The 12857-nt window shown below is 58.3% G+C and carries 10 protein-coding genes; 4 read left to right on the forward strand and 6 right to left on the reverse strand.

What is annotated here, in order from left to right; all coding sequences use genetic code 11:
• The first annotated feature begins 677 nt into the window (after window positions 1-677).
• On the forward strand, window positions 678-1676 hold the full coding sequence (locus IT444_10465; protein ID MCC7193191.1) for a hypothetical protein: 999 nt from the start codon (window positions 678-680) through the stop codon (window positions 1674-1676).
• Window positions 1677-2115: 439 nt separating this feature from the next.
• Complete coding sequence (locus IT444_10470; GenBank protein ID MCC7193192.1) at window positions 2116-2958, forward strand: prepilin-type N-terminal cleavage/methylation domain-containing protein; 843 nt, start codon at window positions 2116-2118, stop codon at window positions 2956-2958.
• A gap of 485 nt (window positions 2959-3443) precedes the next feature.
• On the opposite strand, the gene IT444_10475 is transcribed toward IT444_10470, so the two are convergent.
• From IT444_10475 to IT444_10500, 6 genes are all read right to left on the reverse strand, one after another.
• A complete protein-coding gene (locus IT444_10475) occupies window positions 3444-3896 on the reverse strand; it encodes a GNAT family N-acetyltransferase (protein MCC7193193.1) in 453 nt (150 codons plus the stop codon).
• Between the two features lie 218 nt (window positions 3897-4114).
• Entirely contained in the window at window positions 4115-4846 is a 732-nt protein-coding gene (locus IT444_10480) for a type II secretion system protein (GenBank protein MCC7193194.1), read from the reverse strand.
• Between the two features lie 160 nt (window positions 4847-5006).
• The gene (locus tag IT444_10485; protein MCC7193195.1) at window positions 5007-5762 is read right to left on the reverse strand and encodes an SDR family oxidoreductase; all 756 of its coding nucleotides are present in this window, start codon (window positions 5760-5762) and stop codon (window positions 5007-5009) included.
• Window positions 5763-6145: 383 nt separating this feature from the next.
• Window positions 6146-7639 (reverse strand): sulfatase-like hydrolase/transferase, encoded by a 1494-nt coding sequence (locus IT444_10490; GenBank protein MCC7193196.1) that lies wholly within the window; start codon window positions 7637-7639, stop codon window positions 6146-6148.
• A gap of 467 nt (window positions 7640-8106) precedes the next feature.
• Window positions 8107-8274 carry a hypothetical protein gene (locus tag IT444_10495; GenBank protein MCC7193197.1) on the reverse strand — a complete coding sequence of 56 codons (168 nt, stop codon included), beginning with the start codon at window positions 8272-8274 and terminating at the stop codon, window positions 8107-8109.
• A 186-nt stretch (window positions 8275-8460) separates the two neighbouring features.
• On the reverse strand, window positions 8461-8724 hold the full coding sequence (locus tag IT444_10500) for a hypothetical protein (protein ID MCC7193198.1): 264 nt from the start codon (window positions 8722-8724) through the stop codon (window positions 8461-8463).
• A gap of 47 nt (window positions 8725-8771) precedes the next feature.
• Between IT444_10500 and IT444_10505 the strand changes: the two genes are divergently transcribed.
• Window positions 8772-10949 carry a heparinase II/III family protein gene (locus tag IT444_10505; protein ID MCC7193199.1) on the forward strand — a complete coding sequence of 726 codons (2178 nt, stop codon included), beginning with the start codon at window positions 8772-8774 and terminating at the stop codon, window positions 10947-10949.
• A 3-nt stretch (window positions 10950-10952) separates the two neighbouring features.
• Window positions 10953-12806, forward strand: a complete 1854-nt coding sequence (locus IT444_10510) for a hypothetical protein (protein ID MCC7193200.1) — start codon at window positions 10953-10955, stop codon at window positions 12804-12806.
• The last annotated feature ends 51 nt before the right edge of the window (window positions 12807-12857 follow it).

The raw sequence follows: 12857 nt of genomic DNA on the forward strand, positions 1-12857 counted from the left end.
AGGCGGTTGGCTAAGGACTACGAGCGGCTGCCCGAGACGCTGGCCGGGGTTCACCTGATGGCCTTCGCCTGCATCATGCTCAACAAGGCGGTCGTGAGTTTCGCGATAAGTGCATAACACGCTCTAGAGCGGTAGCCGCCACGTAACCGTTGTAAATTCACCGAAATCTTTCTTGAGTACACCGCGGTGGGCGAACACCACCGCGCTCAACGCCTGATTATGAATTGAAGTCGCTACGTTCTTCTTCACAGCAAGGAAGCACAAAAAAGCTTCGATATCGGACGACTCAATGCGATTGGGTCATGCCATGGCTTTCCACCCTCTGGACCATGGCAGCGAAGGTAATTATTTATCCAATGAGCGCAGGCAGCTTACGTTTTGGATGACAAATATCGAACGCAGCAAAGCTCGTGAATCTGCTGCGTCAGGTTTATCGTGTTCCCATGTCGGAAGATAACCCGAATATTATTCGAGCAAAGATGGCTTCTTTTACGCGGATAGTTGGAGTAAACCCAGAACGGGGATCCAAGATGTCTTGATAATAAAACCCTTGATGCTGATGTATACTCGCGCGATTCGATAGGTTGCCATCTTGTGAATGGATGGTCCTTTCGTGAGATTATCAATGGATAGGACACCAACGACGTTTTCTGACCAAGGTAGGCAGGAGCCAGTGGATGGCGGCTAATCCAGCCAGACGACAAGTCTCGACGTCAAACAGATCGGTCATCCGCTGGCTGCTTGATTCTGACCCTTCGATCCGTTGGCAGGTGATGCGTGACCTGACTGATGAGAGCGCTGAGAAGGTCGCTGCCGAGCGTGCAAGGGTCGCTACCGAGGGCGTGGGCGCGCGGTTGCTCAGCCTCCAAGCACCCGACGGGCGGTGGGGTGGCGCGGCGTGGAACCGCGGGTGGGACTCGACGATGCACGTCCTATTGCTCTTGCGGGAGATGGGGCTCAATCCCGCCAGCGACGAGGCACGGCACGCAGTGGAACTCGTCCGTGGCCGCGTAACATGGCAAGGATGCGGTCCACAGGAAGCGGACGACAACCCCTTCTTCGCCGGCGAGGTCGAGCCCTGCATCAACGGCCAAGTCGGGCTGGTCGGTGCCTATTTCGGCCAAGACGTCCGGGGCATCGTCGACCGGTTGCTCGCCGAACAGTTACCTGATGGCGGCTGGAACTGCGAAGCCGCCATCGGCTCAACGCGGTCGTCGTTCAACACCACGATCTGCGTGCTCGAAGCCCTGCTCGAATACGAACGAGCCGCCGGGGGCAATCCAGAGCTGACCGGGGCCCGCCTCCGCGGGCAGGAGTACCTCCTCGAACGTCGTCTCTTCCGCCGGAAGTCGACCGGCGAGGTGATTGAACGAGATCGCAAGGGCGACGCCGTGTGGACGCGCTTCGCCTTCCCAACGTGGTGGCACTACGACGTGCTGAGGGGGCTCGAATACCTGCGCCGCGCTGGCCACGCGCCCGACGAGCGCGTAGCCGAGGCAATCGCCTTGGTGGCGTCGAAGCGTGACGACGACGGCACGTGGCCGCTCGAGACCCAGTACCCCGGCAAGATGCCGGTCGAGACGGACGACGGTGAGGGCCGGCCGAGCCGGTGGAACACACTCCGCGCCTTACGAGTACTGGATTGGTATTCAGCACGAGACTGGCCTCTTCAGTGACGCTGTCGATACCGAGGTGGCCTAACAACCGGTTGCAGCAGATGGTGCTAAGTGCCGAGTCGCAGAGCTTGGGGCGTTACGCTCCACTTCGTCGTGCGATGTTTCGGCTGCGCCCGGAAGAATGAGTTGGCAAGCGAGCAACTTGAAAACGGTAACTACTTCGCAAAAGTGATTGCTGGAAGGTGAGTCGGCGAATCGTGATGTCTCGCAGCTTTTTATGCCGTTGCGATCAAGCCGACTTTGTTCGATAGCGGAACTCCATCACCTAGCCAGCGTTAACAGTGATTTCGCGGCGTATCGCAGCAACCATGTCAGGCGTGAAAACTCCGAAAAACATACAGGAAATCACGCATCATTCGTGTTACTCTTGATTTGAACCGATATTGGTTATATAAAATGAGCGTCTGCATCTCTGGTCTCGCAAAAACATGGAGCCGTGATGATGCCGCGGAGGATCAGGCAAATCGGCGCGGGTGACAGGTCAGGGTTTACCCTGGTCGAGCTGCTGGTGGTCCTTTCCATAATCACGCTGCTTATCGCGATTCTTTTACCCAGCATTGCGGCTGCGCGAGAGCGGGCGAGGGCCATTGTCTGTGCGAGCAACTCTCGCCAATCCGTAATCGCCGCCACGCTGTGGACCTATGACGCCATCGACCGGCTGCCGAGTATGTGTAACCCGCCGAAAGACGTCACCGGCATTGATCCCGCATATTTTGTGACGGGACTTCCCTATGCAAATCCGAACTGGACTCCCCCGACGCCGCCGGGAATTTACAGCGCGACACCGCAGTATGGTTATGCCCAGCGCTACATGGCTCGAAAATACCTGGACAACAATTACTCAGTATTTCGATGTCCAACCTCAAAGACCGTTTTCGATCCGGGTCACATCTGGGGGCCCGGATATTTCTCGCACATGGGATGGTCGGGATTCTCCGATTACAAAAATCGACCGCCCTGGTTCACCGAGTCATGGGGTCGCGGTCACTGGTACGCCTACAACGGCGATCCCATCCTCTTAACCAACGTGGTAAGCCCGAGGCACAAAATCTTCTGGCTCGACGGCGAAGATTTTTACTACACTCTCTGGAGCCAAATGTGCGGGTCAAGCATCAACGGCGGCTACTACGATAAAAACTTCACGCGCCATCTGGGGGGCGTTAACACCATCATGGTGGACGGCCATCACGAGTTTCATAAAGACGAAGACCTCGGCTCGGGCGATGGTGAGTACAACAACACCACAAAGCGATACTGGTGGGCGTATAACCTGGAGCAGTAAACAATCAACTGCGCTTTGCTGCTGTCCCGCGCCGCATCAAACAACGGCGGTTTTTATCTCTCGACTTATCTGCTCCTCTAAACCCCGGATTTTAGCTGCTGGATACCGCGTATATCGCGGACATAGCGCAACTGACGCGCAGACTCGATAACACGCTGCCGCTCCTGGCGCCGCACCGCGAAACCCTCCGCACGCTGGTCGAAGCACAACCCGATACTTCACGCGGCGAGTAAACCGTGGCTCTAGATTGTCGGAGCGGCCTCGGACATTGGTCTCGCTACGGCAATGATGTCACGCTAAGGGCGTTTGCGCCGTCTGCCGCAGAGAGCATATAAAGAAAGTGTTTCGGGAACTGGGAAGATAGGCGTTCCGCCTCGCCCACTGGCGTGACGGGGCGCACTCTCTGACTCTCTCGTAAACAGAGAGCGGCCAAGCAATAGATCCGTTCGCACCGAACCCTACCGCGGCTTGGAACTCTGGCACTACTAAAACGGCAGCCGCCATTCCCACACGATGCCGTCTTCGGGATGCAGGATCGTCTCGGCATGCTGGAATCCGAGCTTCTCAAGGATGCGATGCGAGGCGTTGCGCTGCGGCAAAGTCTGGGCGGCAATGATGGGCTGCGATGTATGTCCCTGGGCAATTCCCACCAGTTGGGCAGCCATCGCGGTGGCGAAGCCCTTTCCCTCGCAGTCAGGAAACGTGAAGTAAGCGATCTCAACTCGTCCCTCGCAAGGTGGCCCCTTGAAGCCGCAGGTTCCCACGACGGCACTGTCCGCCATCGCCAAGTAGCAAATCCACGGCTCTTCAAAACCCAAAGCCTCATACATGCCCACGGTAGCCCGGATAGCTTCACCCGCGACTGCCGAAAGGTTCGCTGTACAGCCGCGTGCGATGCCGTCGCGGCCGATCGGAATGAGAGTTATGGAACCACTCACGGTCGGGATTTTATAGCGATCAGTGAGCATGGAAAACTGATTTCCATCGTCACCATCCAGACTGTCTTCAGTACCTTCCGCTATTTTTGAACTCGCACCGGGTAAGTAAGAAAAGGACGAAAAGCACTAACCCATTCAGGTCGCTCCGCTGGGTGTGCGACGGAAATGTCGGCCCTATCCGAGCGTGCGGGATCGCGCGGTCAGTGCGCGGTGAGCGGCTATCGGCGTCTGCCGGTAGGCATCCATTCTCCGCCGAGGCTGGTGCTGTACGCGAAGGAGCGGGTTTCCATGGAGACCCCGCCGTCACCCCAGAGCAGGTTCAGAGCCTGCGGGTTTTCCAGTGAGCCATGATTCCCCGTCGGAGGTGAAAAGAAAAAGACGCTTCCGGTTCCCTTGGTGTACTCAAACACCAGCGGCGTGGTGGCGAGTACGCGATCGAGTTTGTAGTCCGCCACCGGCCATGGCGCGCTGGCCGGGCGCGGCAGAGCAAAGTTCGTCGCTTCGTAAAGGCCGGAATGAATCTGATAACCCCGCGCGTACATCTGGGCACAATAGGCGTTGCGGCCTATCGACGAGCCGGGCGTGGTCACTGCCGACGGGCAGTAGAAAATCCGCGTGTCCCGATGGAGGTAGTAGAGCAACGGCTGCCAGTAGATCCAACCTTCTTCCGTGCTGGCGCCGCCGTATGACCTCACCGAAGGGTAACTCCACCCCTGCTCATAATTAAATTTACTGCGCAGATAGGCTTCGCCTTTGTGGTCGTTGGCAAAGGTGAACGTGCTTAACCCCACCTGGCTGAGGTTGCCGGCACAAACCACACGCCGCGCGTGTTCTCTGGCCGCTCCCAGCACCGGCAGCAATAGCGCAACCAACATCGCGGTGATCGAAATGACGACCAGCAGTTCGATCATTGTAAACCCCCGGACGCACGTCGAGCACTTGCTTTTCATTTGGGGTCGTCCGGCAAAAACGCAGGTCGAGGAGAAAGCAGAGAGACAGGGATTACGATTGAACATCGTCAGAATATGGCTCCCGCCTCCTTTTTAAGCACCAACTCAGGAAATGCGACACATCCGCAAGTCTTTTGTGCCACAACCGGAGGCTGCATGGCTACCGAGTGGTATATCCGCCATTGGCGAAGATCGTCTGGCCGGTGATCCACCAGCCGTCGGTGACGAGAAACAGCACCAGCGGAGCGATGTCCTCGATCTTGGTCAGGCCACCCAGAGCTGATGCAGACTTGTGGTACGCGACCGCTTCCGGCGTCTCCTGGCCGTAAAAGAACGGGGTATCCATCGGTCCCGGCCCTACCGCCGTCACCGAAATGCCTCGCGGCCCGAACTCTTTGGACGCAGCCCGCGTGTAGTGTTCGACTGGGGCCTTCCCGCCGGCATAGGTCGCATACAGGCCGGTGTACGCAGACAGCAGCGAGGTCACAATGGTGCAGATCTTTCCGCCGTCGTTGAGGTGTTTGCCCGCTTCTTGAATGAAAAAGAACGCGGTCTTGGCGTTGACGGCGGCCATCTCGTCGTACTCGGCTTCGGTCACTTCCGTAAACGGCTTCTTGAGCACCTTGCCGACGGTATTGATGGCCACGTCAAGCCCGCCGAATTTCTCTTTGGCCGCAGCGAATACTTTGGCCACGTCGGCGACCTTGGTGAAATCACCCTGAATGGCAAACGCTTCACCGCCTGCCTTCTTAATGGCGGCGACCGTGGCGTTCGCGTCGGATTTGGTTGAGGCACTGTTGTAATGAACGATCACTTTCGCGCCGGCCTCGGCCAATTGTCGGCTGATCAGTCCGCCGAGATTCTTCGCCCCACCGCCGACCAAAGCCGTTTTGCCCTTGAGTTTCTGTCCCGCCATTGTTGTCTCCTTGAGGTATGTAATGATTCTATCCGTCGATGAGATCTCACTGCGAGCTACATCGTAATGTTGTGGCGGAGCGTCGCGCTGCAACTTCGTGCAAAAACCATCGAACTTGCCAAGGTTGTCGGACGCCCGCTGGAGAGATGTTACGAGGAGACGAGACAACACGGGGATACAGGCCCGCGCAACAGCTTCGGCGAAGGCCACGGACGGCTGCATCTGGGGGCTGACGAATCGGTGCGTTCACCTCGTGCCGCCTGACGGTGGCAGAGTTGAGGTGATCGCGGAATACGAGGACCATGCCGGAGGCCCGTGGTCAACGACCTATGGTTAACGATCAGATGTACGGCCGGCTATCTGAAGTCTCGCCGTCAGCCTGCTCAGTACCCGGCCTCCGTGATCGGCAGCGGATCAATCGTCTGGGCCATCCGGCTGGCCAATAGCTGTAACATCTGAGCTTTGATCTCTATTGCCGATGGATCGTCCCACAGGTTCCGTACCTCACCCGGGTCGTGCATCAGGTCATAAAGTTCACCCGACGGCCTCTGAACCTGGTTGTGGACAGCCGTCAGCGAATACTGACGATTTCGCACGCCTGTCAGATAAGCATGACCGACCTTGTGATAGCCACCCGGAATGGCGCGGTGATACTCAAAGTACACACTGTCGCGGTGAGTGGAAGGATCGCTCTGCCCGGTAAGAATCGGCAGAAATGACCGCCCCTGCATCCCCGCATAAGGTGGTGTGGCCGTCGCCTCCAGTAAAGTCGGAGCAATATCCACCAATTCCACCAGCGCCTGGGATCGCAACCCCTTGCTGAAGCGGGCGGGCCATTGCATCAACAAGGGCACGTGCATCATCTGCTCATAAAAATACGCACCCTGGAAATAGATGCCGTGATCTCCGAGCATCTCGCCATGGTCAGACATGAACAAAACGATTGTATTTTCGTACTGCCCGGTTTCACGCAGAACCTTCATGACCCGGCCGACCTGGTAATCGATATGGTCGATCATGGCCCAGTACGCCGCACGAATCATGCGATGATCCGTCGGGGTCATCGCACTGGCTGCGAAATAGCCGCTTCCCCCGCCCCAGACACCCTCGCGATCGATTCGCTGGAAAATCGGCTTGTTCTCCAGCTCACCGGGCTGATACGTCGGCAACGGAATCTCATCCAGCCGGTCAAGATAAGGCTCCAGATAACGTCGCGGGGGATCGTAAGGATCATGCGGGTCTTCAATGTTCATGGTGAAGAACCACGGCCGATCAAGCGTACGGCTGACGTTGATGAAATTGATCGCCCGTTGAGTGATCCAGGCCGTATTACTGGTCTTCTCATCCATACCGAAAGTCACATATTTTGACCCGGCTACCGGTTCACGTTTGAACTCAATTCCGTGTTCGCTCAGCCATGCCGTATATGGGCTGACCGGTGTGGCAGGCGGGTGCAACGACCAGTCAAAGACGCGATAGCCGTCATCGATCCGCGGCTCGCACCAGTCTGCGATCGGCGGACTGGACGGCCCGAGGTGAAACTTGCCTGCATGACCGCACACATATTCCGCATCAGCCAGCAGACGGGGCAGAACCTTTTCAGAAGGTGGAATGCGCTGGGCATTACGATTCATCCGTGTGGTGCTGGGATAACGCCCGGTCAGAAAACTGGCCCGGCTCGGACCACAGATGGGGTTCTGGCACCACGCCTGCTCCATCACGACACCCTGAGCCGCCATGGCATCAAGATTCGGAGTCGTCACCCACGCATTACCGTTGCAGCCCAGCGTGCTGTGTTGCTGACGGTCGGTCGTGATCCACAGGATGTTGGGGCGTTTTGATAAAGCCGAAGTTTCGGATGAACTGATTTGATTCATAATGAAACTGATTCTTGGGATTGGAAGTAGAACGATCGACCATATTGATGGTTTGCGAGATCAACATGCAGTAAACGGCGGCGGAGTTACATCCGTCTTGAACTCGATCCGTTCGATGGACAATGCCCGATGAGTATGCAGATCAATCTCCAGATAAACACCACAGACTCGGGGGTCAGCCGTCCTGACATGCCTACGATATCATCAGGCACGACGATTTTCAGATTTGCCATGTCGGAAATGTTTCACCATTTGCACACCTCATAGGCAGAGGGACAAGGACACCGGGCTGGTTGCACAGAAATTTACCCCTCAGATCTTTCCACCATCGTCGCACCGTTGCTCAGGTTGCAGGGGAATCGTTTTTGAAGCTCCTGGATACGAGAGCCATAGTGTCGCTTCATGCTTGTTCCAACCCCGTCATCCTCCGCGAACAGTCCGACGGTAATCATCGCGCGATTCGGGCCCTACCTGTTCACCCTTGGCTCGCAATTGCCCAGTTCGCGGGCGACCTGGGAAACGGACTTGGTCTGCAGCATCTCGGTAACCTGCCGCAGTTCTGGCGTCAGGCCGTCGAGCATCGAATCCATGTCGAGTTGGAGATGGGCACGCTCCTCAGCGGGGCGCGTCATCATCCAACTTTCGGGGGCATGCTGGTACGAGTTGCAGAATGGAGAGACGCACCCGATCGACCGCGCAAAAATCCGCCTGACGCCGACGAACTCCCCCCTGCTGTTCAGCGACGGGAGTTATGTGGAGCGCATCGACGGACTTGAAGTCGCGTACGTTGACACGAGTGGTCGGCGAACAACGATTGGGCGTCAGGCTCGTTCGCCATTCACCCGGAGACGGGTGAAGAAATCATCATCCATTCGACGCTGGAGTTCGGCATCGTCTGGATCGACGTGAAATCCGGGCGAAGCGCGCACCTCGTACCGCCCGACGGCGGCGGAGTTGAGGTGATCGCGGAATACGAGGACCATGCCGGCGGCTCGGTCAATCGCTTCGGCTTGTGCTTCGGTGATGACGGCCACCTGTACTTCGCCAGCGGTACCCATCTTTTCCGCATGCGGGTAAAGTGACACAAAGGCTGTTTTCCCTCGCGGGGTTCATTTGTCGAAAGCAGACTTCCATGAGTTTTGAGTTTGGCGTAGCGGCACCGCTCTATCACAAGCGTGTGCACCCACGCTTACTGGTAGATGACAAAAGCATCGCGCACCTCCGCAAGATCGTGAAGACCGGCGTGGCGAAGAAGCTGATGAAGGCGTTGCGAGAATACGTCGGGCCGCTGGTCGAAGCGGTTGAGGCCGTCGAAGATATGGTTGACTCGCAATGCGAGGCGCAACATCAAAACTTCCCGGAACTCAGCCGGGCGCGAGCGGCGCTTTGCTCGATCGCCATCGTGGGCGTCATCGACCAGAACGAGCGTGCGATCAACGCCGTGAAGAAGGTGCTCGACGGCATCCCGAAGGCCGAGGCGAAATGGAACCGTGACCGCTCACGGTACGGCTACGGCACGCGATACACGCTTCATCACGCGTATGACCTCGTGGCGAACTTCATGACCGACATGGAGCGTCGAAACTACACCGACTGGGCAGTGCAGGCGTCAATCCGCGAATCGCTCGAAATGATTCGCAAAAATAACTTTCTCCGCTGCGCAGCCGCCAACATCCCGATGGCCGGGATGATCACCGCGCTGCACGGCGTGTTCGCGGTTGAAGGTGATCCAGGCGTACCAGACCTCTCGGCTGAGAAAACGCTGCTGCTGCAATACCTCGAGGCTTCGCTCTACTCTGAACTCGGCGAGAACGGCTACGCGCACGAAGACATCGGCTACGGCACCCTCATGACGTCGGATCTGGCGAGCTTGATTGAGGTGGCGCGCCGCGCCGGTGTCTATGACGCTTACACGCGGTGCCCGCGTTACCTGAAGTTTGGCCGGTCGATGCTCGCGTTCGTGCAGCCGTGGGGCAAAGCTCTCTCGAATACCGGCGACTACGGCGCGGACTTCGGCCACCGCGCGCCGGTGTTCCCGCGCATCGCTGCGGCGACGAACGACCGCGTGCTGCTCTGGCTGCACGGTCAGCTTTCCTATCCCATCGCCACCTCCGGTCCGCGGGACATGAGCAAGCGTCGGCTGCATCATCCCGAATTGTTTATCGGGCGCGATTACCAGATCCCCGTTGACTACACCTCGCTCGTGACGGTGGAAGATCTCAAGCCGCCGGTGCATCCATCAAAGGCGCGAGTGCCGACGCAGTACGCCGATCGCGATCGCGGCCTTGTGACGTTCCGCAGCAGTTGGAAATCCGACGCCACGTTCGTCGTCTTCGACGGGTCGCATCGCACACCGGCCGGACAGGGCCACGCGCACGACAGCGGCGGGCACTTCAGCCTCTCGTCGCTGGGTGAGTACTTTGCGATCGACACGGGACGCTACAACATCGAGCAGGATCAACACAACGTCGTGCTGGTCGATGGCAAGCCGGGCGTGAGTACCAACGGTGAGTGGCGGATGACCCACTACGCATCGCGACTCACCGGATACCGCCCCGATGCCTTCGTCGATACGTCGTCAGTGGATTCCTCGCAGACCTCAGACTGCTACTGGGCGCGGCGAACCCTCGGCTTGGTGAAAGACCCGACCAACGCCGGCGTGCCGAGCTATGTGTGGACGGTGGAAGACATCAACAAGAACAACGACTTCCACGAGTTCTGGTGGCAGATGCAGGTCAATCCCAGGCACAAAATCAAACTCCACAACGGTCACGCAACGGTGCAAGGCAGCAACCACGGCAACTTGCTCGACGTGCACATCGGCATGCCGTTTCCGAATCAGTACCCGAAGCCCAGTACTCTCGAGTGGTCACATGAGTTGAAACTATGCGGCTCTAGGAAGTACATCTTGAAGGACCCCTTGGAGCTGCAGGCTGACTACGTGCGGCTGGTGGGGAACGAAGAATACGGCCCGTCGTTCGCGCGACCGCGACTGCTGGCAAAAGTCAGCAGCTACGCGGGGAGGTTCATGTCGCTGATGATTCCGCGCAAGAAAGGCGCTGCTGCGCCGAAGGTCGAACGGCTCGATTCACTCGACAACTCACTTGCCATGCGAGTGACGTTCAAGAACGTGGAAGACACGATTATCTGGGCGTATGAGCATCACCTCCTCGAAGCGGGTGATGTTGTGGCCAGGGGCAATTGGTGCGTCGTACGTCGTTCACGCAAGTCGGGCAAGGTACTCGCCCACGCGATCGATGAGGGCACACGACTTGAAGTGGCGGGCAAGCCGATGAAGCTCGACAAGTAAGCGATGAAATACAGTATTGAAAACCTTGGCATCGCCGGTTACGGCTCGGCGAATGACGATTGGGCGTCAGGCTCGTTCGCCATTCGCCCGGAGACGGGTGAAGAAATCATCATCCATTCGACGCTGGAGTTCGGCATCGTCTGGATCGACGTGAAATCCGGGCGAAGCGCGCACCTCGTGCCGGAAGACCCACTCGTTACGCTGACCTCGCGCGGGGCGACGCAGGGGCGTGACGGCCGGCTTTATCTCGCAGGTTGCCGCGTCGATCCGAAAGCCAACCAGCGCGTGTGGCATGTGCTCGTCTGGGATTGGAAATCGCCAGGCCTGCGTGTGGTGGCACCCTGCCCCAGCGGCGGAGACTACTATCACCGACCCGCGGCTGCGCCGGACGGCGCGATGATCTATGGCGGGTTTGCTGGCGTGCCTGCCCAGCGCTTCGATCCGGTCGCCAAATCCTTCACACGATTCGCCGATGCAAGCGAAGGCGTTTATATCGGCCTCGATGGGCAAGCCTACTCACGGAACGGCGGCAAGATCGAGCAGATCGACGCCAGAACCGGCACGCGAACGGCTGTTCACATGACGGATGGATCGGAATGCCCGGATGGGGAGATCGTCAGCGACGCCGACGGGCGCGTGATTGTGATTCCGAACTCGCGTCAAGCTAATACGGTTGTGAAATGGATCGAGCTTCGCGGCGGCCGAGGCGAGTTTGTCGATCCGGCGAAGACGCGCATCTCTCGCACCATCGTGGGCAACAACGAACTCGCGATGAGCTACGACATGGCGAAGATGCTGCCTTATGTGCTGTCGGACGGCACCTACATCAGCCGGATCGTGAGCAAGGAAGTGACCGTCGTCGCGCCGACCGGCGAAACGCGGACGTTCACCATGCAGCGGCACGACAGGCCGCAGCGGCTTTTCTCAATCGAGCGCTGCGATGATCGGTTGTTTGTCGGCGGGGTGCTGCCGCTCTATCTCATGTCGTTCGATCCTGCTTCGGAACGGTTTACAAACTACGGCAATCCCTCGCCTGCGCTCGGTGAGATTTACAACATGGTGGCGTCGCGCGGGCGATTGTATTTCGCCGCATATCCGGGGGCGTATCTCGTCCGATACGATCCCAACCTGCCGTGGCGGCTCGACCGCAGCGAGCAGGCGAACCCGAAGCAACTCGGCCCGATGAAGGACGTCGGCCTGCACGTCCACCGCGTCCACGGGCGAGCGATTGACCCCAGCGACAACGTCTATTTCGCTGCCTACGGCGATTACGGCTGTGAAGATTCCGCCGTCGTGCGGATCGACGCCAACACGGAAGCCGTGTCGCGATGGATCTATCCGAACACAAGGCTGATGTCGCTGGTCTATCTGTCGCGGACTCAACAGCTTCTCGCGAGCGAAACGCGGGGCGACGAGAAGACGATTCGTTTCACCTTCATCTGTCCCGATACCGGGAAAGAAATTTCGTCCGAGCCGGTGATTCACGACCACGGCATGGTGACCTCATGGCTGCACGACGGCGGGGACTGGGTCTATGGTCTGCACGATTACCGCGCGACCATATTCGCCTACAGCCTGCGCGAGAAGCGCATCGTCACGACGCTCCCCGAGATCGGCATGGGCGAGCATCTGAAGAACAGCCTCGTGTTCGGCAAAGACGGCAAAATATGGGGTCTCACGGATCGGTGCGTGTTTGCAGTCGATCGTGATCTCAAAACAAAGGAACGGCTCGCGGATTACGAGGACTGCACCAACACCTACGCCGCCTTTCACAGCCGGTTTGGCGCCAGCATCGGACCTGACGGCCACCTCTACTTCATCAATGGGCCGTGCCTGATGCGGATGCGGACGAGTTGAGCCTGGGTCAGCGACCGCGTGTCGGAAGACTCAATAGTGACGTTAACCTCG

Source organism: Phycisphaeraceae bacterium (assembly GCA_020851465.1).
In the GTDB taxonomy this organism is placed as follows: Bacteria; Planctomycetota; Phycisphaerae; order Phycisphaerales; family Phycisphaeraceae; genus JADZCR01.